The following is a 24323-nucleotide window of genomic DNA, read 5'->3' as shown; positions in this document are numbered from 1 at the left end:
GAGATCGGCATGGAACACAACCTCGGCCTCACCTGCGACCCCGTCGGCGGCCTGGTCCAGATCCCCTGCATCGAGCGCAACGGCATGGCCGCGGTCAAGGCCGTCACCGCCGCCCGCATGGCCCTGCGGGGCGATGGCCGGCACCACGTCTCCCTCGACAAGGTCATCAAGACCATGAAGGACACCGGCGCCGACATGTCCGTGAAGTACAAGGAGACCGCCCGCGGGGGCCTTGCCGTCAACATCATCGAGTGCTGAGCGGGGAGCGACCGCATGGGACGAGTCACCGAGCGCCGGCGCGTGCTGCGGATCCGGGACGGTGCCGTCGGGGCGCGGCCGGACACCCTGGTCGCCGAGGAACCGTTGGAGATCCGGCTCAACGGCAGAGCGCTGGCCATCACCATGCGGACTCCCGGTGACGACTTCGCGTTGGCGGCCGGTTTCCTCGTGAGTGAGGGCGTGCTGGGCCGGGCCGACGAGCTCGCGGGCATCGTCTACTGCGCAGGGGCGACCGAGGACGGATCGAACACCTACAACATCGTCGACGTCCGGCTCGCGCCCGGGGTGACCGTGCCCGACATCACGCTCGAACGGAACGTGTACACCACCTCCTCCTGCGGCCTGTGCGGCAAGGCGAGCCTGGATGCCGTACGGACCACCGCCCGTTGGCCGGTCGTCGACACTCCCCCGGTGCGAATCACCCCGGAACTGCTCTCCGCCCTCCCCGACCGACTGCGCGCCGCTCAGCGCGTGTTCGACCGGACGGGCGGCCTGCACGCCGCCGGGCTCTTCTCGGCTGAGGGCGAACTGCTGGACCTGCGGGAGGACGTGGGCCGGCACAACGCCGTCGACAAACTCATCGGACGCGCGTTGCAGTCCGGTGAGCTGCCCTTGTCCCGGAGCATCCTGCTGGTGTCCGGGCGGGCGTCGTTCGAGTTGGCGCAGAAGGCGGTCATGGCGGGCATCCCGGTGCTGGCCGCGGTCTCGGCTCCGTCCTCCCTCGCGGTGGATCTGGCGACGGAGACCGGACTCACCCTCGTCGGCTTCCTGCGCGGCCGATCCATGAACGTCTACGCCGGTGAGCAGCGCCTGGTCCGGGAAGGGCTCGCGAGGTGAGCCGTCCCCGCCGTGTCGCCATGCTCAGCGTGCACACCTCGCCGCTGCACCAGCCCGGCACCGGGGACGCGGGCGGGATGAACGTCTACATCGTCGAGTTGGCCAAGCGCCTGGCCGCCGCCGGCGTCGAGGTGGAGATCTTCACCCGAGCCACCTCCGCCGCGCTGCCGCCCGTCGTCGACCTCGCGCCGGGCGTGCTCGTACGACACGTGGACGCGGGCCCGTACGAGGGACTGGCCAAGGAGGACCTGCCCGCACGGCTCGGCGCGTTCACGCACGAACTGCTGCGGGCGTGCGCCTCCCTGCCGCCCGGGCACCACGACCTGCTCCACTCGCACTACTGGCTGTCCGGCCAGGTCGGCCGGCTGGCCGCAGCTCGGCTGGGCGTTCCGCTCGTGCACACCATGCACACCCTGGCCAAGGTCAAGAACGCCTCCCTCGCCAGGGGCGACACACCCGAGCCCGCGGCCCGTGTGACCGGTGAGGTGCGGATCGTGCGGGCCGCCGACCGGCTCATCGCCAACACCCGTACCGAGGCCGCCGAGTTGCTGCGTCACTACGCCGCCGACGCCGCCCGGGTCAGCATCGTCCACCCGGGCGTGAACCTGGACCGCTTCCGCCCGGAAGCCTCGGGGGTCGCGGGAGTCGAGGGGGTCGCGGGAGTCGAAGCCGGACGGCAGGCGGCCCGTGCGCGCCTCGGACTGCCGGCCGACGCGCTGATACCGCTGTTCGCGGGCCGTATCCAGCCGCTGAAGGCACCGGACGTCCTGCTGCTCGCGGTGGCTCGGCTGTTGGAAGAGCGGCCCCGGCTGCGCGAGCGGCTGGTGGTGCCGGTGGTGGGCGGGCCCAGCGGATCCGGGCTGACGGAGCCGGAGGGCCTGCAGAAGCTGGCGGCCCGGCTCGGCATCTCCGACGTGGTCCTGTTCCGTCCGCCGGTCGATCAGGCCCGGCTCGCGGACTGGTACCGGGCGGCGTCCGTCCTGGTCATGCCGTCCCACAGCGAGTCCTTCGGCCTGGTGGCCCTGGAGGCACAGGCCTGCGGCACTCCGGTCGTCGCGGCCGAGGTCGGCGGTCTTCCGGTGGCCGTGCGCGGCGAGGTGACCGGGGTGCTCGTGCCGGGCCACCACCCGGCCGACTACGCACGGGCGTTGGGCCGCTTCGCCGACGATCCGGCGCTGTCGGCCCGGATGGGCGAGGCGGCCGCCCGGCACGCCCGGTCCTTCGGCTGGGAGACCTCGGCGTCGACGACCGTGGACGTGTACACGGCGTCGATATGGGCCCACCGACGACTGTGCTGTGGAAGCCGCTGAGCGACTCCCACAGCACAGGGCGTTCAGACGTATTCCGTCGCCGCGTCCAGCAGCCAGTCCGCCAGATAGCCGGCGAAGGACGAGCGGACCAGGACCCAGAATCCGGCCCTGGCCTCGTCCCGGGCGACCAGGACGACCTGGGTGCGGCCCAGGGTGGTCTGGGCGCAGCGTCCGGGGCCGAAGGCGCGCGGGTGCAGGTCCAGCGCGCAGCCGTGGGCCAGCAGGTCACGGGCTCGGGGGCCCGCGACGAGGAGGGTGGTGCGCTGGGCGGAGACGGCGGTGACGGAGACGGGCTCGTCCCCGGCCGCCGTGCGGATCCGGCTCTCCAGCTCCCGCTCGCCGCCGGGCGGGCCCACCAGCAGCCATTGGTCCGGGCCGAGCCACAGCGCGGTCAACTCCCCCGCGCGGACTACGGTGTTGGGTTCGAGGGGCAGTTGGAGGCCCAACGCCAGCCCGACGGCGTCCGCCGCCGCTCCCTTGGCGTCGAGCCGTACGTCGACCTGGGCCAGGAAGGGGAGTTCGGCCAGCCGGACCGCACCCCCGGAACTGCGGGTGGCGGCGGCCAGACGGCCGGCGTCGTGCGACAGGGGGCTGCGGGGCGGGGCGGTAAGGGCGGTGTCAGCCATCGCGACGGGCTCCCTCGGGGTCGTAGAGGACGGGGGCGGCGACGGTCACCGGGACCAGCCGCTCGCCGACGGGGGCGTACAGCCGCTCGCCGATGCGCTCCCGGCCGCCCTTGATCAGGGCGAGCGCGAACGTCCGGCCGAGGGCGGCGCTGCGGTAGCTGGAGGTGACGTGGCCGAGCATCGGGACGGGCGGGGCCGGGAGCACACTGTCGGCGACCAGCTGGGTGCCCTCGGGGAGGAAGTCGCCGGGGTCGTCGGGGAGGAGGCCCACCAGGTGCTTGCGGTCGGCGCGGGCGGTGTCGGCACGGGCGTAGGAGCGCTTGCCGATGAAGTCGGGCTTCTTCTTCGACACCACCCAGCTCATGCCGAGGTCCTGCGGGGTGACGGTGCCGTCGGTGTCCTGGCCGATGATGGGGTAGCCCTTCTCGGCCCGCAGGACGTGCATGGTCTCGGTGCCGTACGGGGTGATGCCGTACGGGGCGCCGGCCTCGTACAGCGCCTCCCACAGGGTGAGGGCCTCCCACGGTGACACGTTGATCTCGTAGGCGAGTTCGCCGGAGAAACTGATCCGGCAGACCCGCGCCTCGATGCCCGCGACGGTCGTCTCGCGCCACGCCATGAACGGGAAGTCGTCGTTGGATACGGCCAGTTGGGGTGCCAGCGAACCGAGGACCTCGCGGGAGCGGGGGCCGACCAGGGCGACCGTGGCCCACTGCTCGGTCACGGACGTGCAGTGGACCTTCAGCTCGGGCCACTCCGTCTGCAGCCACTCCTCCATCCAGTCCAGTACGGTCGCCGCGTTGCCGGTCGTGGTGGTGACCAGGAAGCGGTCCTGGGCGAGTCGGATGACGGTGCCGTCGTCGAAGACCATGCCGTCCGGGCGGCACATGACGCCGTAGCGGATCATGCCGACCTTCAGCGTGCTCATCATGTTGGTGTAGAGCAGGTCGAGGAAGACACCGGCGTCCGGGCCCTGGACGTCGATCTTGCCGAGGGTGGAGGCGTCCATGAAGCCCACACCCTCGCGGGCCGCGGCGCACTCGCGCAGCACGGCGGTCTCCATGTCCTCGCCGCCTCGCGGGTAGTACCAGGGGCGCTTCCACTGGCCGACGTTCTCGAACAGGGCGCCGTGCCCGACATGCCACTCGTGCAGGGCCGTCGTGCGGATCGGGTCGCTCAGCCCGCCCCGGTCCCGGCCGGCGAGCGCGGCGAAGGAGACGGGGATGTAGGGCGGGCGGAACGTGGTCGTGCCGAGCGCCGAGATGTCCACGCCGAGCAGTTCGGCCACGACGCCGCTGGCCAGGACACCGGAGGTCTTGCCCTGGTCGTTGGCGGTGCCCGCGGTGGTGTAGCGCTTGGTGTGCTCGACGGAGCGCATGCCGGCGCCGGTCGCGCGGGCCAGGTCGTCGACGGTGACGTCGCGTTGGAGGTCGACGAAGCGGTGGGGGCCGACCGTGCCGGGGACGACGTACACGTGCTGGGGCGGTGTGTGCGGCTGGGCGGCCACGGCGGGGAGGCGGGGCGTCTCGGAGGTGTACCCCTCGGCCTCGATCGCGCGGGCACCGGCGGCGGCGCCTTGTGCGAGCACTCCGGCCAGGTCGAACACGCCGCCGGCGCCGCCCGCGACCTCGACCGCCTGACGGCAGGTGTCGGGGACGAAGGAACCCAGCGCCTCGTCATGGCGCAGCTTGCCGCCCGCCTGGCTGAACAAGTGCGCCACCGGGTTCCAGCCGCCGGAGACAAGCAGCAGATCGGCGGCGAACTCCCGCTGTCCCGCCGACTCCCCGTACGGGGCGACCGTCACGGCGGTGACGCGCGCGTCGCCCTCCGTGCCGGTGACGGCGTGCCCGGGCAGCACCTCGATGCCGGCCGCGCGGGCGCGCTGCGCCCACTCCCCCGGTTCGGGGCGGGTGTCGACGATCGCCGTTACGTCCACGCCCGCCGCGGCGAGGTCCAGTGCCGCGGGGTAGGCGCTGTCGTTGGTGGTGAAGACGACCGCGTGGCGGCCGGGCAGCACACCGTGGCGGTTGACGTAGGTGCGGGCGGAGGAGGCCAGCATCACGCCGGGGCGGTCGTTGTCCGCGAAGACCAGGGAGCGTTCGTGTGCGCCGGTGGCGAGAACGACCCGACGTGCGCGGATGCGCCAGACGCGCTCGCGGGAGACGTTTTCCGGGGCGTCCGCGCCGAGGTGGTTGGTGCGGCGTTCCACGGCTAGGAGGTGGTTGTCGTCGTAGTACCCGAAGACGGTGGTGCGGCGCAGCACGCGGACGTCGGGCGCGGCTTCGAGGCGCGTGCCGATCTCGTCCACCCAGTCGGGGAGTTCGCCCGTGCCGAGCAGGCTGCCGCCGGGTTCCGGCCGGTCGTCGGCGAGGATGACGCGGGCACCGCTGTCGGCCGCCGCCGCTGCGGCCGCGAGGCCGGCCGGGCCGGCCCCGACGATGAGCAGGTCGCAGTGGGCGTGTACGGCGTCGTAGCGGGCGGGGTCGGGGGCGGTGGCGAGGCGGCCCTGGCCGGGGAGGCTGGTCGCGACCAGGCCGTCGTAGAGCTCGACGGTTGTCGCGGGGAGCATCGGCTCGGGGAAGGGGGCCTCGATCTGGACGACCGCGTTGGGCTCCTCGACGCCGGCGGAGAAGATGCCGCGTGGGCGGCCGAGTTTGATGCTGGTCGCTGCCGCGATGATGCCGTTGGCGAGCAGGGCGGAGGCGAGGGTGTCGCCTCGGTAGCCCTGGTATTCGGTGCCGTCGAAGACGAAGGTGAGGGGGGTGGCTCGGTCCACTCGGCCTCGGGTGGGGTGGCGGAACGGCTGGCCCGCGGCGGAGCCGCTGATGGATGCAGCGCCCCCGCCGCCCCTACCCGTCCCATCCTCCAGGGGCTCCGCCCCTTCGACCCCGCCAGGGGGCTCTGCCCCCTGGACCCCCGTCGGCCCCGAAAGGGCCTCGTCCTCAAACGCCGGACGGGCTGGCTGTGCCGGACGCGGCTCAACAGGTGGCGCCTGCTTCAGCTCCGTAAAAGCCGGGCGCGTCTCCCCCGCCCGATAAACCGCCAGAACCTCGTTCGTCGCCGTGTCCCGCACCGCGTTGAACCAGCGGCGGCAACCCGCCCCATGGCTCCACCTCTCGGCGAACGGGCCCTTCGGGTTGTCGCGGAAGAACAGGTACCGGGCCCACTCTTCGTCGGTCAGGGCTGCCGGGTTCTCCGGGTACGGCACATGGGCCTGACCTCCGTAGTGGAATTCGGCCTCGTCGCGTGGCCCGCACCAGGGGCAGGGGATGAGCAGCATGGTTCGGCTCCCAAAGCGTCCAGTGGTCCTAGTGGGCCACCGCGGCCGCGCCGTGCTCGTCGACGAGCGCGCCGGTGGTGAAACGGTCGAGCGAGAAGGGTGCGTTGAGGGGGTGGGGGGTGTCGTGGGCGATGGTGTGGGCGTAGACCCAGCCGACGCCCGGGGTGGCCTTGAACCCGCCGGTGCCCCAGCCGCAGTTGAGGTAGAGGTTGTCGACCGGGGTGAGGCCGATGATCGGCGAGGCGTCGGGGCTGACGTCGACGATGCCGCCCCAGGTGCGCAGGACGTGGGCGCGGGCGAAGACCGGGAAGAGCTCCAGGGCCGCGGCCATCTGCTCCTCGATGATGTGGAAGGCGCCGCGCTGGGTGTAGGAGTTGTACGAGTCGATGCCCGCGCCCATCACCAGCTCGCCCTTGTGCGCCTGGCTGACGTACACGTGGACCGCGTTGGACATGACCACCGTCGGGTGCACCGGCTCCAGCAGCTCCGAGACCAGGGCCTGCAACGGGTGGCTCTGGAGCGGGAGTTCGATGCCGGCCATGGCGGCGAGGACCGAGGTGTGGCCGGCCGAACAGAGGGCCACCTTGCCCGCCCCGATGGGGCCGAGGTTCGTCTGGACTCCGACGACCCGGCCGCCGACCACGTCCAGGCCCGTGACCTCGCAGTTCTGGATGATGTCGATCCCGGCGGCGTCGGCGGAGCGGGCCAGGCCCCAGGCGACGTGGTCGTGCTTGGCGATGCCGGCCCGGGGCTGGTAGGTGGCGCCCAGGACCGGATAGCGCACGTCCGGTGAGATGTTGACGATCGGGCAGACCTCCCGGACCCCCTCCGCGTCGAGCCATTCCGCGTCCACGCCGTTGAGGCGGTTCGCCTCCACGCGGCGCACGCTGTCGCGGACGTCCTGGAGGCTGTGGGCGAGGTTCAGCACGCCGCGCTGGGAGAAGAGGATCGGGTAGTCGAGTTCCTCCGCCAGGCCCTCCCACAGCTTGAGCGCGTGCTCGTAGATGCCGGCGCTCTCGTCCCACAGGTAGTTGGAGCGGATGATCGTGGTGTTGCGGGCCATGTTGCCGCCCGCGAGCCAGCCCTTCTCCAGCACGGCCACGTTGGTGATGCCGTGGTTCTTCGCCAGGTAGTGGGCGGTGGCGAGGCCGTGACCGCCGCCACCGACGACGATCACGTCGTACGACCGCTTCGGCTCGGGCGTGCGCCACAGCCAGTCGGGGTGTTCGGGGAGTTCGGCGCCGGGGGTGCGGGGGCTCATCGGACGGCTCCGTCCTCGGGAAGGGACAGGTTCATACGGCGTTCGTGTTCCTCTCGGCGGCCTCGACGACGTTCGCGAGGAGCATCGCCCGGGTCATGGGTCCCACCCCTCCGGGCATCGGCGCGACCCACCCGGCGACCTGCTTCGCGTCCGGGTGCACATCGCCGACCAGCCCTTGGTCGGTGCGGGTGATGCCGACGTCCAGGACCGCCGCGCCGGGACGCAGCATGTCCTTGCCGATCAGACCGGGCGAGCCCGCAGCCGCGACGACGATGTCCGCCTCGCGGACATGCCAGGCCAGGCCCTTGGTCCCGGTGTGGCACAGGGTGACGGTGGCGTTCTCGGACCTGCGCGTGAGCAGCAGTCCGATGGGCCGTCCGACCGTGATGCCCCGGCCGATCACACACACCCGGGCCCCGGCGATCGGCACGTCGTACCGGCGGAGCAGTTCGACGATCCCGCGCGGGGTGCACGGCAGCGGCGCCTCGACGCCGAGGACGAGTCGGCCGAGGTTGACGGGGTGCAGCCCGTCGGCGTCCTTGGCGGGGTCCATGCGCGCCAGGACGGCATTGGCGTCCAGGTGCCGCGGGAGCGGCAGCTGCACGATGTAGCCGGTGCAGGCCGGATCGGCGTTCAGCTCGTCGACGACGTCCTCGACCTGCCGCTGAGTCGCGTCGGCGGGCAGCTCGCGACGCAGGGAGGCGATACCCACCTGAGCGCAGTCGCGGTGCTTGCCGGCGACGTAGGCGTGGCTGCCGGGGTCGTCGCCGACGAGGACGGTGCCGAGTCCGGGTGGACGACTGCCGGTTGCGGTCAACTTGGCCACGCGCTCGGCCAGTTCGCGACGGATGTCGGCGGCGGTCGCCTTGCCATCGAGGAGTTGTGCGGTCACCGACGGTACTCCTTCACAGACGGAATCTCTTCCCATCGTTCAGCCACGAAGACGGGACATCGTCGGGTCGAACAACGGCTCCTCAGCCACCACGGCCGAGACACGCTGGTCGAAGTAGCCGATGTGCAGGGCGGTCCCCGTGACCGCAAGCTCCGCCGGCAGCCATGCGTACGCGATCCCCTTGCCGATCGTGTAGCCATAGGCCGCACTGGTGACATAACCGACCGCACGGTCACCGTCGTACACCGGCTCCTTGCCCATGACGACCGACCGCGGGTCATCGATCGTGAGGCAGCTCAGCCGACGCCGCACGTCGCCTTTACGCCGCTCCAGCGCCGCCTTACCGATGAAGTCGCCCTTGTCGAGCTTGACGGCGAAGCCGACGCCCGCCTCGTAGGGGTCGTGCTCGTAGGTCATGTCGGTGCCGAAGGAGCGGTATCCCTTCTCCAGGCGCAGGCTGTTGAAGGCGCCGCGGCCGGCGATGACGCCGCCGAGGGGCCTCGCCGCCTGCCACAGGGTGTCCCACAGCTTCTGGCCGAGGTCGGCGGTGGTGTACAGCTCCCAGCCGAGTTCTCCGACGTACGACAGGCGCATCGCCGTCACCGGGACGCTGCCGATATGGGCGCGCTTGGCGCGGAAGTACTTCAGGCCGTCGTTGGAGAAGTCCTCGTCCGTCAGCGGCTGCAGGACCTTGCGGGCCAGCGGGCCCCACAGGCCGATGCAACAGGTTCCGGGGGTGATGTCGCGGACCTGGACCGTGCCGTCGGCGGGGAGGTGGCGGGTGAACCAGTCGAGGTCGAGGTTGCCGTTGGCGCCGACCTGGAAGAGGTCGCGGGCGAGGCGGGCCACGGTGATGTCGCTGCGGATGCCACCGTCGTGGTCGAGCAGCAGCGTGTACGTCACCGAGCCGACGGACTTGGCGACCTTGCCGGTGACCAGCCGCTCCAGGAAGTCCGCGGCACCGGGGCCGGCCACCTCCAGGCGCTTGAGGGCCGTCATGTCGTACATGGCGACGGTCTCGCGGGTGGCCTGCGCCTCGGCGCCGACGATGGGCGACCAGTACTGCGCGGCCCAGTCGCCCGGCGTGGGGATGCTGCGGCCCTCGACGAGGCCCGCGTTGGCCTCGTACCACTGCGGGCGCTCCCAGCCGTTCGCCTCCAGGAAGAACGCGCCGTGCTCCTGCTGACGGGTATGGAAGGGACTGGTGCGGATCGGGCGCGGCTTCCCGGACGGCTGGAGGGGGTGGAGGATGTCGTAGACCTCGACGAAGTTCTGGCAGTCGCGGGCGAGGACGTACTCCGGGGTCAGCTGGTGCGGCTCGAAGCGGTTGACGTCGCACTCGTGCAGGTCGAAGGACGAGCAGTGGCCGTCGACCAGCCATTCGGCCATGGCCCGGCCGACGCCCGCGGAGTGGGTGACCCAGACGGCCTCGGCGACCCAGAAGCCCTTGACGTCCGCGCACTCGCCGAGCAGCGGGAAGTTGTCGGTGGTGAAGGAGAACAGGCCGTTGATGCCCTCCTCGACCTTGGCCTCCTGCGTCGCGGGGAGCAGGGACTGGGTCTCGGTCCAGGCGGGCTCGAAGTCCTCCTCGGTGAACTTCAGGACCGACGGCATCTCGGCGTCCTCGTCGAAGGAGCGGATCTCGTCGGCCGTGATGGGCATCGGGCGGTGGCCGTAGTAGCCGATGCCGATGCCGTCGAAGCGGTCGCGGTAGTAGAGGTCGGCGTCCTGGTGGCGCAGGATCGGGCGGACCGCCTCCTCGGTCTGGCCGGCGAGGGCCGGTACCGGCCCGGTCCAGGCGAGCTGGTGGGCCAGCGGGGTCAGCGGGAGGTTCATGCCGACCATGCGGGCGATCTTCGGACCCCAGATGCCGGCGCAGCACACGACGATGTCGGCGGGGATCTCGCCCTGGTCGGTGAGGACGCCGGTTACCTCGCCGTCGGCCCGCAGGACGTCGAGCACCTCGTGGCGGGCCAGGAAGCGCACGCCGCGCTCGGTGGCCCGGCGGATCTGCGCCTCGACGGCGAGGACGGCCTTGGCGAGGCCGTCGGTCGGGACGAGGAGGCCGCCGAGGACCCTGTCGCGGTCGACCAGCGGGTGCCGCTCGACGCACTCGTCGGGGGTCAGCAGCCGGGACTCGATGCCCCAGGCGGTGATCCAGCCGTGGCGGCGGTGCAGTTCCGTGAGGCGCTCGGGAGTGGTCGCGACTTCGAGGCCGCCGACCTGGAGGAAGCAGGGCTTGCCGTCGACGTCGAGGGAGCAGAACTTCTCGACGGTGTAGCGCGCCAGCTCGGTCATGGTCTTGGAGGAGTTCGTCTGGAAGACCAGGCCCGGGGCGTGCGACGACGAGCCCCCGGTGGCGGGGAGCGGGCCCTGGTCGACCACGGTCACTTCGGTCCAGCCGCGCGCGGAGATCTCGTCCGCGAGTGCCGCGCCAACGACCCCCGCTCCGATGATGACCACTCGGGGTCCCGCCATCGCCGCACCTCCGATTGAAATCGAGTCCAGCCGGTTCAGTTGCTGTCTGCGCAACATGGTTCAGGTTGCGCAACTCAATGTGCCTGCCTCGGGGAGGGGGTGTCAAGGGGTCCGTGACGTCGGAAAACGGCCCCGGGAACACGCCCCCGCACGCCCCCGGACATGGCGACGCCCGGCGGGCGGTACGCACGGTGCGCACCGCCCGCCGGGCGTGTTCTGTCCAGGAACCGGGGAGCTACTTGATCCAGGCGTCCACCTTGGCGCGGTTGGCCTCGACCCACTTCTTCGCCGCCGCCTCCGGCGTCATCTTGTCCACCGCGATGTACTTGGCCACGGTGTTCTGGTCCTCGTTCGTCCAGGTGAAGTTCTTGACGAGGTCATAGGCGGGGCTGCCCGACTTGGCGAACTTGGCGCTGACGATCTTGTCGAGGTCGTAGACGGGGTAGTCGCAGGCGATCTTCTCCGGGTCGGCGTCACAGCCGGTCTTGTACTCCGGCAACTTGACCTTGACCAGCGGCACCTCGGACATGAACCACTGCGGCTCGTAGAAGTAGCCGATCACCCATTCCTTGTTCTTCTCCGCCTTCCGGAAGGCCTGGATGAGTGCGGTCTCGCTGCCCGCGTACACCACCTTGTAGTCCAGCTTGAGGTTCTTCACCAGGGCTTCGTCGTTGGTGACGAACGACGGGTCACCGTCGAGGAGCTGGCCCTTGCCGCCCGACTCGGAGGTCTTGAACTCGGCCGCGTACTTGTCGAGGTTGTTCCAGTCGGTGATGTCCGGGTGCTCCTTGGCCAGCCACGGCGGGACGTACCAGCCGATGAGCCCCTTGTTGCCGGTCAGCCCGGCATCGACGGCGGTCTTCTGGTCGGTGATGTACTTCTTCTTCAGGTCGTCGTGCCCCCAGTTCTCGACGACCGCGTCGACCTCGCCCGTGCCGAAGCCCTGCCAGGCGATCTCCTCCTTGAGGTCCTTCTTGGTGACCGTACAGCCGAGGTCCTGCTCCGCGACGTACGCGATGACCGCCGCGTTGGCCTCGTAGCCCACCCACGGGTTGACGGCGAGATTGAAGGTGCCGCACTTGCCGGAGCTGCCCGAGCCGTCCGCGCCCGAGGAGTCGTCACCGACCTTCGCACCGCCGCAGGCGGTGAGGGTGAGAGCCAGAACGGCCAGGCCGGCCGCGCCGACTCTCCACTGTCGTACTTGTGTTGCCATGGTCAGTGCTCCTTCTAAGCGCTCGCGCGTCGCGCCGCTGCCTGAGTGATCCGGTCGAACATGACGCCGAGAAGGACGATGGCGAGCCCGGCCGCCAGTCCCTTCCCGTACAGCTGCCCCTGCGAGAATCCCGCCACGACGTCGTAGCCGAGGGCGCCCGCTCCCACCAGGCCACCCACCACGACCATCGACAGCACATAGATCAGACCCTGGTTGGTCGCGAGCGTCAACGCACTGCGTGACATGGGCAGTTGAACCTTGGTGATGATCTGCCAGGTGTTGCACCCGGCGGACGTGGCCGCCTCGACGGTGGTCCCGGGCACGGCCCGCACCCCGTCCGCGATGATCTTGATGGCGACGGGCGCCGCATAGACGATCGCGGCGACGATGGCCGTGAAACGGCTGGCGCCGAACAGCGCGAGGAACGGCACGAGATAGACGAACGGTGGCATGACCTGCGCCGCGTCCAGGGTGGGCCGCATCACCCGGTCCACGAGCAGACTGCGTCCCATCCACACGCCGAAGACGATGCCCAGCACCATGACCAGCACCGTCGCCACCACGGTCGACGCCAGCGTCGTCATCGCGTCCGACCACACCCCCGTGCCGACCAGCAGGCCGACGCAGAGGGCCGCCGTGGCCCCGGCCCGCAGGCCGCCGAGCACCGCGCCGAGCGCGATCAGGACGGCGCCGACGAGCCACCACGGGGAGTCGGTGAGCAGCGCCTGGAACGGGTTGAGCAGGCCGTTGGTGATGGCGTCGCGGAACGCGTTGGTGAGGCCCGCGAGGTTGTCCTGCGCCCAGGTGGTCGCGGTGTCCGCCGCGCTCGCGATCGAGCTTCCGATGTCACCCTCGCCGGGGAACTCCGCCGCCCAGATGTAGGTGTGCGACAGGTAGACGAGGACCGCCGTGACGACGCCGCCCGCGGCCAGCAGTTGCTTACGCCAGGCGAGTAGACGGCCGGCGGAGCGCCGGGCCTCCTCCTCACGGGCGCTGGCGGCGGTGGTGACCCGGTCCAGCACGATCGCCATGACGACGATGGCGAGGCCCGCGTTGAAGGCCGTGCCCACGTCGAGGGACTGCAGGGCCTGGACGACGGTCTTGCCGAGGCCGGGCGCGTCGATCAGGGCCGCGATGGTCACCATGGCCAGGGCGGCCATGATCGACTGGTTGACGCCCATCACCACGGTCCGCTTGGACATCGGCAGCAGGACCTTCGTCAGCGCCTGCCGCCGTGTCGCGCCCAGCGAGTCGGCCGCCTCGACGGTGGTCTTCGGTACGGAGCGGATGGCGTGCGCGGTGATGCGGATCGCGGGCGGGGCCGCGTAGATCACCGTGGCGATGGTGGCGGAGGCGCCGCCGATGAGGAAGAACAGGGTCAGCGGGGCGAGGTAGACGAAGGTCGGCATCGTCTGCATGAAGTCCAGGAAGGGCGTCACGATCCGGTTGAACCGGTCGGACAGTCCCGCCCACACGCCCAGCGGGATGGCGAACAGCAGCGCCACCAGGACCGCGCAGAGGATGAGGGCCAGGGTGTCCATGCTCTCCTGCCACAGCCCCTGCAGCCCCATGAAGGTGAAGCCGGCCACGGCCAGCAGGGCGACCCGCCAGTTGCCGAACGCCCAGGAGACATATCCCGCGATGCCGACGACCCCGAGCCAGCCGATCTGCGGGACGGGGCGCCCGGCGGAGGGCTGGGAGATCAGCTCCTGGACGAAGGTCACCAGGGTGTCGATGACCAGGCGGATCTCGTTGAAGAAGTACAGGAAGAGCGGGTTGGTGTTGCGGTTCGCGCCGATCGTGTCGTTGGCGTCGTTGAACCACCGGTGCAGGTCCGTGAGGTCCGCCGCCGCCAGGGCGAGGGTCTGCTTTCCGCGCAGCAGGGCGAAGAGCACCAGCCAGCCGACCAGGATCGCGGCCACCACCATGCCGCGGCTCACCTTGCGTTCCCGGGTGGCGGTCGCGGGCCCCTCGGGCGGGGCGTCCGCCTTCTGCGGTTGCCCGGGTTTCTCCACGGCGACGGTCATCACGCGCCGCCTTCCTGCCCGGCGACCACCGCGAGGATCTCCTCGTCACCGACGATGCCGAGCAGTTCGCCGTTCTCGACGACCTTGACCGGCTTGTCGGCCGCGAGGACCGCGCGGGTGGCCTCCTTCACCACGACGTCCGGGCCCAGCTCGGGGCCGTCCAGGGCGTCGTCGGGCGTCGGCGGACGCATGATCCAGCGCAGGGTGAGCACATCGCCGCGCGGCACGTCCTTGACGAACTCGCGCACGTAGTCGTCGGCCGGGGCGCCGACGAGTTCGTCGCCGGTGCCGCACTGGACCATCTTGCCGTCGCGCATGATGAGGATGCGGTCGCCCAGCTTGAGCGCCTCGGAGAGGTCGTGGGTGATGAACACCATGGTCTTGCCGACCTCGTTGTGCAGCCGGATGACCTCGTTCTGCATGTCCCGGCGGATCAGCGGGTCGAGCGCCGAGAAGGGCTCGTCGAAGAAGAGCACGTCCGGGTCGCCGGCCAGCGCCCGGGCGAGGCCGACGCGCTGCTGCATACCGCCGGAGAGCTGGTCGGGGTAGGAGTTCTCGTAGCCGGCGAGGCCGACCAGTTCGACGACCTCCATGGCCCGCTTGGTGCGTTCGGCCCGGCCCATGCCGCGGATCTCCAGGCCGAAGGCCACGTTGTCGACGACGCGGCGGTGCGGCAGCAGCCCGAAGTGCTGGAAGACCATGGAGAACTTGCTGCGCCTGAGGTCGCGCAGGCGCTTGGCGTCCGCCGCGCGGATGTCCTCGCCCTCGAAGACGAGCTCACCGGCGGTGGGCTCGATCAGCCGGGTGAGACAGCGCACCAGCGTGGACTTGCCGGAGCCGGACAGGCCCATGACGACGAAGACCTCGCCCTTGCGGACGTCGAAGTCCACGTCGCGCACCGCGGCGGTGCAGCCGGTGCGGTCCATGAGCTCGCGGCGGGTGAGGCCGCACAGCTCCTCGGACTCCGGAACCTGGTCGGCCTTCGGACCGAACACCTTCCACAGCCGGCGCACGGATATGACCGGAGTACCGTCCGAATCCTGGGGCGTGCCGCGCCGCTGCGGCACCTCGGTCTGCGTTGGGGTCACGATCGACCTCTCTTCGGCGTTCAGCCGCGGAACCAGTGTTGCGGCCGGGGTTGGATGTTCTGCCAGATGTGCTTGGGCTCTCGGTATTCGTCCAGGCCGGTCGGTCCCAGCTCCCGGCCCACGCCCGAATGCCCGAAGCCACCCCATTCCGCTTGCGGCACATAGGGGTGGTAGTCGTTGATCCACACCGTGCCGTGCCGCAGCCGCCGGGCGACCCGCTGGGCCTTGCCCGCGTCCTGGGTCCAGACGGCTCCGGCGAGTCCGTACTCGGTGTCGTTGGCGATGCGTACGGCATCGTCCTCGTCGGTGAAGCGCTCCACGGTGAGCACGGGCCCGAAGGACTCCTCGTGCACGACGCGCATGTCCTGCCGGCACTCGTCGAGGACGGTCGGCGGGTAGTAGTAGCCGTTCGCGAGGGCGGGGTCGGTCGGCCGTGCACCACCGCAGCGCAGTACGGCGCCCTCGACGAGGCCCGCGGCGACATACGCCTCGACCTTGTCGCGGTGCTGGGCGGAGATCAGCGCTCCGGTCTCGGCCTCGGGGTCGAAGGGCCCGCCGAGCCGGATCTGCCGTGCCCGCCGGACGACTTCGTCGACGAAGGCATCGTGCAGGGAGTCCTCGACGATCAGCCGCGCCCCGGCCGAGCAGACCTGCCCCGAGTGCAGAAAGACGGCCGTGAGGGCGAAGTCCACGGCCGTCTCGAAGTCGGCGTCGGCGAAGACCACGTTGGGGTTCTTGCCGCCGAGCTCCAGCGCCACCTTTTTCACCGTCGCGGCGGCGGTGGCCATGATCCGCTTGCCGGTCTCCAGGCCTCCGGTGAAGGAGACCATGTCGACGGCCGGGTCCTCGGAGAGCGGTGCGCCGACCTCGGGTCCGGTGCCCAGGACGAGGTTGGCGGCGCCGGCCGGGAGCCCCGCCTCCTGAAGTGCCTTCATCAGCAGGATGGAGGTGGAGGGGGTGAGCTCACTGGGCTTCAGGACGATGGTGTTGCCGGCCAGGAGGGCCGGGGCGACCTTCCAGCTGGCCTGCAGCAGCGGGTAGTTCCAGGGGGTGATCAGCCCGCACACACCGATCGGCTCGTAGACCACGCGGCTCACCGCGTCGTCCCGGCCGGTGTCGATGACCCGGCCGGCGTCGGTGCCGCCGAGCCCGCCGTAGTAGCGGAAACAGGAGACGACGTCGGCGATGTCGTACTCGCTCTCCACCAGCCGCTTGCCGCTGTCCAGCGACTCGGCGCGGGCGAACTCCTTGGCGTCGCGCTCGATGAGATCGGCGGTACGCAGCAGCAGGGCGCCGCGCTCCCGCTCGGGGGTGTGCGGCCAGGGGCCCTCGTCGAAGGCGCGGCGGGCCGCGGCGATCGCCGCCTCCGCGTCGGAACGCGTCCCTTCGGAGACGGTCACGGCGAGCGTGCCGTCAGCGGGACAGCGGATCTCGCGGCGGCCACCGGCCACCGCATCACGCCATTGCCCAGCCACATACAGATCTGCCACGCGCCAAGCCCTTCAGCCGAAATGCGTTGCGCATCGTGCATTCAATTGCTTGTGGTGGAACACCCTGACGAATGCCATAGAGCTACGTCAAGAGGTTGGCGGATGACGATTTGACCGTACCGGCACTTGCCCGCCCACCCTTGACCGCGAGCGGCACCGAGGCCGACCATGTTGCGCATCGCTCACCTTGTTGTGCAATACGCACCGACGGAGGCCGTCATGTCCCTTCGACCGCAACCTGGCCGTGAGTTCGTCCTCACCCTCTCCTGTCCCGACAGCGCCGGACTGGTCCACGCAGTGAGCGGCTTCCTCGTCAGGAACTCGGGCAACATCCTGGAGAGCCAGCAGTTCGATGATCGACTTCAGAGCCGATTCTTCATGAGGGTCCACTTCGACGTCTCGGATCCGGACGCGGATGTGAAAACTCTGCGTTACCGATTCGGTCCGGTCGCCGAGGCGTACCGCATCGACTGGACCCTGAACGAGGCGTCGACACCGACCCGGACGCTCATCATGGTGTCCAAGTTCGGTCACTGCCTGAACGATCTGCTCTTCCGCCGCCGCACCGGCGCCCTCAACATCGAGATCCCCGCGATCGTCTCCAACCACCGCGACTTCGAAGGACTCGCCCAGACCTACGGCATCCCCTTCCACCACATCCCGGTCACCAAGGACACCAAGGCGGATGCCGAGGCACGGCTGCTGGAGCTGGTGCGCGACCTGAACGTCGACCTGGTGGTGCTGGCCCGCTACATGCAGATCCTCTCCGACGACCTGTGCAAACAGCTCGAGGGCCGCGCCATCAACATCCACCACTCGTTCCTCCCCAGCTTCAAGGGCGCACGCCCCTACGAGCAGGCCTACACCCGAGGCGTGAAGCTCGTCGGCGCGACGGCGCACTATGTGACGCCGGACCTGGACGAGGGCCAGATCATCGAGCAGGACGTGGTCAGGGTCGACCACTCCCTCGACCCGACGGACCTGGTCACGGTCGGCCGGGACGTCGAGGCCCAGGTACTCGCCCACGCGGTGAAGTGGCACAGCGAGAGCCGGGTGATGGTGGACGGGAACCGTACGGTGGTCTTCCGCTGACGGTATCCACGCGAGGGGCGGGCTGGAGATCCAGCCCGCCCCTTGTCGTATACGATCTTCAGCCGTCCAGCCGGTCCAGCAGCGCGCGGCGCCACTCCTCCGTCTCGGCGATCTGGTTGAACGTGAACAGGTGCAACCCCGCCACCCCCGCCGAAGGCGCCGTGAGCGTCTGCTCGACGCGGGTCAGCAGTCGCTCGGGCGAGTAGCCCCCGGGCGTCGCGAACCGCAGGAACCAGGAGGGGTGCCTCGTCAGGAAGCGTGTCGACTCCCCCACGCCGATCTTCGTCGCCATCGCCATCAGCTTGGCCCGCTGCACGGGCCCGGCGACACCCATATACACGGGCAGCGTGACCTCTCGACCGCGGATCCGCGCGATCCACTCCCCCAGCACCCGCGGATCGAAGCACAGATTGCTCACGAGGTACGTGGCGTGCTCGCGCTTGTCCCACATCGCCTGGACGGTGATGTCGTCGTGGATGAGGGGATGGCTCTCGGGATAGCCGGTGATGCCGACGTGACGGAAGGGCCCGCCCAGCTCGCTCAGCCGGCGCAGCACCGGCAGCGCCCCGTCGTAGACCCCGGCCGGCGGGTCGGCGTCGCCCGCCGGGACGAAGACGTCGTCCACGCCCATCTCACGGAGCCGGTCGACGACCTCCTTCAGATGCGCGTCGTCCCGCAGCAGCCGCGCGGGCACATGCGGGACGACGCGATAGCCGTGCCCCGCGAGCCGGCCTGCCAGGTCGAGGGTCGGCTCCAGGCCCTTGACCGGCGACGCCGTCACCGTGACGACGACATCGCGCGGAACATGGGCGAGGACCTTGTCCTCGGTCGCCTTCGCGGGCAGCACCTCATAGCGGACGCGCTCCAGCAGCGCCCTCAGCCCGGTGACGCCCAAGGCCTACCCGGCCTGCTTCTCGGCGTCACGGAGGCGGTAGTACTGGGCCTTCGACGGCGCCAGTGGCTCCTTGCCGAGGATCAGATCGGCGGCCTTCTCGGCGACCATCATCACCGGGGCGTAGATGTTGCCGTTGGTGACGTACGGCATCACCGACGCGTCGACGACCCTCAGGCCCTCCACGCCGTGCACCCGCATGCTGGTCGGGTCGACGACGGACATCTCGTCGGTGCCCATCTTGCAGGTGCAGGAGGGGTGCAGGGCGGTCTCGCCGTCCTTGGCGACCCAGGCGAGGATCTCCTCGTCCGTCTCGACGGACGGTCCGGGCGAGACCTCCCCGTCGTTGTAGGGGGCGAGTGCGGGCTGGTTGAGGAGCTTGCGGGCCACCCGGATCGCCTCGACCCACTCGCGCCGGTCCTGCTCGGTGGAGAGGTAGTTGAAGCGCAGGGCCGGGTGCTCGCGCGGGTCCTTGCTCTTGATCTTCACGGAGCCGATGGCGTCGGAGTACATGGGGCCCACATGGACCTGATAGCCGTGTCCGCCCGCGGGCACGGAACCGTCGTAGCGGACCGCGATCGGCAGGAAGTGGAACATCAGGTTGGGGTAGTCGACGTCCTCGTTGCTGCGGGCGAAGCCGCCGGCCTCGAAGTGGTTCGTCGCGGCCGGGCCCTTCCTGAACAGCCACTGCAGGCCGATGAAGGGGGCGCGCCACTTCGCCAGGTACGGCTGCATGGAGACGGGCTGCTTGCAGGCGTACTGGATGTAGACCTCGAGGTGGTCCTGCATGTTCTCGCCGACGCCCGGCAGGTCGTGCACGACGTCGATGCCGAGGGCGCGCAGCTCCTCCGCGTTGCCGACGCCGGAGAGCTGCAGCAGCTGCGGGGAGTTGATCGCGCCGCCGCAGAGGATGACCTCCTTGGCGCGGACCTGCTGCGGGGCGCTCTTGCCGCGCTGGTATTCGACACCGACGGCCTTCTTGCCCTCGAACAGGACACGGGTGACCAGGGCGCGTGTCTTGACGGTGAGGTTGGGGCGCTTGCGGACGGGCTTGAGGTACGCCTTCGAGGCCGACAGCCGGCGTCCGCGGTGGACGTTGCGGTCGAACTTGGCGAAACCTTCCTGCCGGTAGCCGTTGACGTCGTCGGTAGGCGCGTAGCCCGCCTCCTCGGTGGCCTTGAGGAAGGCGCCGAAGAGCGGGTTGGTCGCCGGGCCGCGCTCCAGGACGAGGGGGCCGTCGTGGCCGCGGAACTCGTCGTCCGGGTCGGCCGCGAGACAGTTCTCCATGCGCCGGAAGTACGGCAGACAGTGGGCGTAGTCCCAGGTCTCCATGCCGGGGTCGGCCGCCCAGCGCTCGTAGTCCATGGGGTTGCCGCGCTGGAAGATCATGCCGTTGATGCTGCTGGAGCCGCCCAGCACCTTGCCCCGCGCGTGGTAGACGCGCCGGCCGCCCATGTGGGGCTCCGGCTCGGACTCGTACTTCCAGTCGTAGAACCGGCTGCCGATGGGATAGGTCAACGCCGCCGGCATATGGATGAAGACGTCCCACGGGTAGTCGGGCCGGCCGGCCTCCAGCACCAGCACGCGGTTGGCCGGGTCGGCGGAGAGTCTGTTCGCCAGCGCACTGCCGGCCGATCCGCCGCCGACGATGACGAAGTCGTACTGCACAGGAGCCATGGTGCCTCGTCTCGCTCGCGCCGTAGATACGCGACGCATGCTAGCGCTGGTAGCGTCATACGCACCAGGTTGCGAACGACGCAACTTCTAACGGCTTCATTACGGGCTCGTTACTTGCCGTCGTGTTGTTTACTACGCGTATAGTTTTACTGTGAGCAACTACAGCACTGACACAGAAACGTCGAATTCGCAGGCCGGCGGAGTGCAGTCGGTCGACCGCGCCATCAGCGTCCTGGAGATCCTCGCCCAGCGTGGCGAGGCGGGCGTCAGTGAGGTAGCGGCCGAAATCGACGTACACAAGTCCACCGCCTTCCGCCTGCTGGGCGCCCTGGAGGCGCGCGGCCTGGTGGAACAGGCCGGTGAGCGCGGCAAGTACCGGCTCGGCTTCGGCATCGTCCGTCTGGCCGGCGCGGTCACCGGCCGTATCGACATCACCCAGCAGGGCCGCCCGGTCTGCGAACGGCTCGCCGAGGAGCTCGGTGAGACCGTCAACATCGCCGTCATGCAGGAGCACTTCGCGATCAACCTGTACCAGGTGCGCGGTCCGGGTGCCATCACCGCGCACAACTGGGTCGGCCAGCTGACTCCTCTGCACGCCACGTCGAGCGGCAAGATCCTGCTGTCCTATCTGCCGACCAAGGACCGCGCCACGCTGCTGGCCGAAGCCGGGATGAAGAAGGTCACGCAGAACACCATCACGGCCAAGAGCAAGCTCGAGAAGAACCTAGCCGAGACCCGGGAGCGCGGCTACTCGATCACCCTGGAGGAGCTGGAGATCGGCCTGCACGCCATGGCCGCGCCGGTCCGCGACCGGGACGGCACGGTGATCGCGGCACTGAGCGCCTCCGGGCCCGCGTACCGCCTGACCGAGGACCGTATGCACGAGGTCTCCCCGATCCTGCTCAAGGGCGCCGAGGAGATCAGCCACCGCATGGGCTACCTGGGCGAAGCGGTCGTCTCCTAGACCGCCGGCGCCCCCAGGCGCTCGTTGACCCAGTCGTGGAAGGCACCGATGTGGTGCTCACTGGGTACCAGCACACCGCCCTTGGCGTACATCCTTGAGCTCATCCCCGGCTGGGTGCGCTCGCAGGCGTCGAAGTCCTGCTGGTTCACGCGGTGGAACAGCTCCACGGACCGGCTGACGTCCTTGCCGCTCTCGACGACATGCGGCAGATAGAGCCAGTCGCACTCGACGATCGTCCGGTCGACCGCCACCGGGTACATCCGGTGGAAGATGACGTGGTCGGGTACGAGGTTGATGAACACCTGCGGCCTGACCGTGATCGCGTAGTAGCGCCGGTCCTGGTCCTCGGCGACCCCCGGAATGCGGTCCAGTCCCTCGGAGCCGTCGACGGTGAAGCCCTGGACCTCCTCGCCGAACTCCGCGCCGTGACCCACGTAGTACTGGGCGGCGTAGCCGTCGGCGAACTCGGGCAGCACCTCCGTCAGTTCGGGGTGGATGGTGGCGCAGTGGTAGCACTCCATGAAGTTCTCGATGATCAGCTTCCAGTTCGCCTTGACGTCGTAGACGATCCGTTTGCCGACCGAGAGGTCGTCGATGCCGTAGCGCTCGATCGACTCGACGTCGCCCAGGCGGTCGACGATCTCGCCCATGACCGTGTCCTCGAAGGAGGGCGGGTTCTCCGCGAGGCAGACCCAGACATAGCCGAGCCATTCGCGCACGGCGACGCCGACCAGGCCGTACTCGGTGCGTCCGACGTCGGGCATCTTGGTGAGGTTGGGCGCGGCGACGAGTTTGCCGTTGAGGTCGTACGTCCAGGCGTGGTACGGGCATTGGAAGGCCCGCTTCACCTCGCCGGTCTCCTCTGTGCAGAGCTTGGCGCCGCGGTGTCGGCATACGTTGAAGAACGCACGGACACTGTTGTCCCTCGCGCGGGTGACGAGGATGCTCTCGCGGCCCACGTCGACGGTGCGGAAGGCGCCGGGCTTCGCCAGTTCGGAGGCGCGCGCGACACAGAACCACATGGTCTCGAATATGCGCTCCTGCTCCTGGGCGAAGATCGCCGGATCCGTGTAGGAGGAGCCGGGCAGGGTGGCGATCAGGCTGTCCGGCAGGCTGGTCGAGGTCACGGTGCACTCCTCGGGAAACGTCGTGGAGGGGTCATTCACGCGCCGGGAAGAACGACTCCGGACGGCGTTGGGGATGGCGCGGGTGCGCGCTTTGTTGCCTATCGCGCAACGCTGCGCGTTATGTGAGCCCGCAGCATGGGATGCCGTAGGGGCGGTGTCAAGATGTCGCGGCGGCGAGCTGCTTGCGCCAGCGCATGAACAGCCGCGGCTGGTTCATTCCGAGCACGGCGACCGGCCGACCGGCGCGCCGGTAGACGGCCAGGACATTGCGGTCGTCCGCGGCGCCCTCCTCGACCGTCACACTGTCCGCGCCGACCGCGTGCCCCGCGAACTGGATCTTTACGCCGTACTGGTCGGACCAGAAGTACGGCGGCCGGGGCACACCCGGTTCCACCGCACCGCCCGCGAGCAGCGTTGCGACGGCGGCGTCGGGGCGCTCGCGCGCGCCCGTCCAGTGCTCGACCCTGCGGTGGGCACCGGTGCGCGGGTCGTACCAGTTGGCGCAGTCGCCGACCGCGACCACACCGGCCAGGCCGGTGCGGCCGTCGGCGCCGCATTTGACGCCGTTGTCGAGCTCGACGCCGGAGCCCTGAAGCCACTCGACACACGGGCGGGCCCCCACGCCGACGACCACGATGTCGGCCGGGATGCTGCGGCCGTCCTCCAGCAGGACGGCGTCCACACGCCGCTCCCCACTCAGCCCCTTGACTCCGACGCCGCACAACAGCCGTACGCCGTGGTCCGTGTGGAGGCCGGAGACGACGGCACCCATGGACGCGCCGAGCGGTCCGGCGAGCGGCGTCGGGGCCACCTCGACGACCGTCACGTCGAGACCGAGCGCGTAGGCGGTGGAGGCGACCTCGGCGCCGATGAATCCGCCGCCGATCACCACCAGCCGTCCACCCCCGGCCAGTTCGTCGCGCAGGGCGCGGGCGTCGTCCAGGGTGCGCAGGGCGTGCACCCCGGCGAGGCCCTCGGTGCCCGGCAGCATGCGGGCCGCGGCGCCGGTCGCGATGACGACGCCGTCGGCGCGGACCTCCCGGCCGTCGGCGAGCCGGACGGCGCGCTCGGTGCGGTCGAGTCCGGTGGCGCGGGCGCCGAGCAGCCACTCCGCGTCCAGGTCCTCGCCGTCGCTCTCCAGCGCGAGGTCCGCCTCGCCGAGAGTGCCGGCCAGGAACTCCTTGGACAGCGGCGGCCGGTCGTACGGGCGGTGGAACTCGTCCCCGATGACGACGAGCCGCCCGTCGTAACCCTGCTTCCGCAGCGACCGCGCCGCCGACAGACCGGCCAGCGAGGCGCCGACCACGGCGACCGTCCTCACGCGGGACCGCCGGCGAGCCGGGCCGCGATGCACGGCGGCAGGTTGGGGGCGTCCATGGACAGCTGGACATAGATCATGCCGTCCTGCACGACGACCTCGTGGGTCCGGACCGGGAGCTTGGCCGGCGGGGCGTCGACCGCACCGGTCCGCAGGTCGAACTTCGAGGCATGCAGCGGGCATTCCACCTCGCAGCCCTCCAGCCAGCCGTCGGCGAGCGAGGCGTCCTGGTGGGTGCAGGTGTCGTCGATGGCGAAGATCTCGCCGTCGTCGGTGTGGAACACCGAGACCGGCGGGTCGATGTCGAGCCGGAAGGCCTCACCTCGCGGGAGATCCGCGAGACGGCACGCGGGAATCATCATGACACCTCGGTGCGTATAGCGAAACGGATTGCGGTTAGCGCAACGCCAGTTTGGAGGCCGCTCCGAACCGTTGTCAAGGCGTCAAAAGGCCCGGTTCGGACGGCTCGGCG

Annotated in this window: 18 protein-coding genes and 1 pseudogene; 5 read left to right on the top strand and 14 right to left on the bottom strand. The window is 70.1% G+C overall.

Annotated elements, in window-relative coordinates; all coding sequences use genetic code 11:
- From BLU79_RS44790 to mshA, 3 genes and pseudogenes are all read left to right on the top strand, one after another.
- The coding region (locus BLU79_RS44790) for an L-serine ammonia-lyase, iron-sulfur-dependent, subunit alpha (RefSeq protein WP_177001437.1) at positions 1–258 on the top strand (258 nt) is incomplete at its 5' end.
- 15 nt (positions 259–273) lie between these two features.
- Positions 274–1116: a formate dehydrogenase accessory sulfurtransferase FdhD gene (fdhD, locus tag BLU79_RS44785; protein ID WP_093911815.1), complete on the top strand. Its 843-nt coding sequence runs from the start codon at positions 274–276 to the stop codon at positions 1114–1116.
- Positions 1095–2426 (top strand): annotated as a pseudogene (mshA, locus tag BLU79_RS44780) (D-inositol-3-phosphate glycosyltransferase); the annotation flags it as partial. The gene fdhD and the pseudogene mshA, both read left to right, overlap by 22 nt.
- 23 nt (positions 2427–2449) lie before the next feature.
- Here mshA and BLU79_RS44775 read toward each other — a convergent pair.
- From BLU79_RS44775 to BLU79_RS44735, 9 genes are all read right to left on the bottom strand, one after another.
- Entirely contained in the window at positions 2450–3052 is a 603-nt protein-coding gene (locus tag BLU79_RS44775) for a sarcosine oxidase subunit gamma (RefSeq protein ID WP_093911813.1), read from the bottom strand.
- A complete protein-coding gene (locus BLU79_RS44770) occupies positions 3045–6332 on the bottom strand; it encodes a sarcosine oxidase subunit alpha family protein (RefSeq protein WP_093911812.1) in 3288 nt (1095 codons plus the stop codon). The genes BLU79_RS44775 and BLU79_RS44770 overlap by 8 nt, the downstream gene beginning before the upstream one ends.
- 28 nt (positions 6333–6360) lie before the next feature.
- Positions 6361–7593: a sarcosine oxidase subunit beta family protein gene (locus BLU79_RS44765; protein ID WP_093911811.1), complete on the bottom strand. Its 1233-nt coding sequence runs from the start codon at positions 7591–7593 to the stop codon at positions 6361–6363.
- Between the two features lie 31 nt (positions 7594–7624).
- Positions 7625–8485 carry a bifunctional methylenetetrahydrofolate dehydrogenase/methenyltetrahydrofolate cyclohydrolase gene (locus tag BLU79_RS44760; RefSeq protein ID WP_093911810.1) on the bottom strand — a complete coding sequence of 287 codons (861 nt, stop codon included), beginning with the start codon at positions 8483–8485 and terminating at the stop codon, positions 7625–7627.
- Positions 8486–8524: 39 nt separating this feature from the next.
- The gene (locus tag BLU79_RS44755) at positions 8525–10963 is read right to left on the bottom strand and encodes a GcvT family protein (RefSeq protein WP_093911809.1); all 2439 of its coding nucleotides are present in this window, start codon (positions 10961–10963) and stop codon (positions 8525–8527) included.
- A gap of 235 nt (positions 10964–11198) precedes the next feature.
- Positions 11199–12176, bottom strand: a complete 978-nt coding sequence (locus tag BLU79_RS44750) for an ABC transporter substrate-binding protein (RefSeq protein WP_093911808.1) — start codon at positions 12174–12176, stop codon at positions 11199–11201.
- A 14-nt stretch (positions 12177–12190) separates the two neighbouring features.
- Positions 12191–14203, bottom strand: a complete 2013-nt coding sequence (locus BLU79_RS44745) for an ABC transporter permease (RefSeq protein ID WP_093911807.1) — start codon at positions 14201–14203, stop codon at positions 12191–12193.
- Entirely contained in the window at positions 14203–15291 is a 1089-nt protein-coding gene (locus tag BLU79_RS44740) for a quaternary amine ABC transporter ATP-binding protein (protein WP_093911806.1), read from the bottom strand. The genes BLU79_RS44745 and BLU79_RS44740 overlap by 1 nt, the downstream gene beginning before the upstream one ends.
- A gap of 20 nt (positions 15292–15311) precedes the next feature.
- Positions 15312–16781 carry an aldehyde dehydrogenase family protein gene (locus BLU79_RS44735; RefSeq protein ID WP_093911805.1) on the bottom strand — a complete coding sequence of 490 codons (1470 nt, stop codon included), beginning with the start codon at positions 16779–16781 and terminating at the stop codon, positions 15312–15314.
- 219 nt (positions 16782–17000) lie between these two features.
- Here BLU79_RS44735 and purU point away from each other — a divergent pair, with 219 nt between their 5' ends.
- Positions 17001–17873, top strand: coding sequence for a formyltetrahydrofolate deformylase (gene purU / locus BLU79_RS44730; protein ID WP_093911804.1), 873 nt, complete (start codon positions 17001–17003; stop codon positions 17871–17873).
- Positions 17874–17931: 58 nt separating this feature from the next.
- Here purU and BLU79_RS44725 read toward each other — a convergent pair whose 3' ends face one another.
- Positions 17932–18768, bottom strand: a complete 837-nt coding sequence (locus BLU79_RS44725) for a methylenetetrahydrofolate reductase (RefSeq protein ID WP_093911803.1) — start codon at positions 18766–18768, stop codon at positions 17932–17934.
- Positions 18769–18771: 3 nt separating this feature from the next.
- Positions 18772–20442, bottom strand: a complete 1671-nt coding sequence (gene betA, locus BLU79_RS44720) for a choline dehydrogenase (RefSeq protein ID WP_093911802.1) — start codon at positions 20440–20442, stop codon at positions 18772–18774.
- Positions 20443–20644: 202 nt separating this feature from the next.
- Here betA and BLU79_RS44715 point away from each other — a divergent pair, with 202 nt between their 5' ends.
- Entirely contained in the window at positions 20645–21406 is a 762-nt protein-coding gene (locus BLU79_RS44715) for an IclR family transcriptional regulator (RefSeq protein WP_093911801.1), read from the top strand.
- Here BLU79_RS44715 and BLU79_RS44710 read toward each other — a convergent pair.
- The 3 genes from BLU79_RS44710 to BLU79_RS44700 form a co-directional block, all read right to left on the bottom strand.
- On the bottom strand, positions 21403–22533 hold the full coding sequence (locus BLU79_RS44710; protein WP_093911800.1) for an aromatic ring-hydroxylating oxygenase subunit alpha: 1131 nt from the start codon (positions 22531–22533) through the stop codon (positions 21403–21405). The two genes, BLU79_RS44715 and BLU79_RS44710, sit on opposite strands and share 4 nt — an antisense overlap.
- Positions 22534–22690: 157 nt before the next feature.
- A complete protein-coding gene (locus tag BLU79_RS44705; protein WP_093911822.1) occupies positions 22691–23854 on the bottom strand; it encodes an NAD(P)/FAD-dependent oxidoreductase in 1164 nt (387 codons plus the stop codon).
- Entirely contained in the window at positions 23851–24213 is a 363-nt protein-coding gene (locus tag BLU79_RS44700; protein WP_093911799.1) for a bifunctional 3-phenylpropionate/cinnamic acid dioxygenase ferredoxin subunit, read from the bottom strand. Before BLU79_RS44700 ends, BLU79_RS44705 begins: the two co-directional genes overlap by 4 nt.
- Between the last annotated feature and the right edge of the window lie 110 nt (positions 24214–24323).

The sequence above is a fragment of the Streptomyces sp. cf386 genome, from assembly GCF_900103585.1.
Lineage (GTDB): Bacteria > Actinomycetota > Actinomycetes > Streptomycetales > Streptomycetaceae > Streptomyces.
This window is presented reverse-complemented; position numbering and strand designations above follow the sequence as displayed.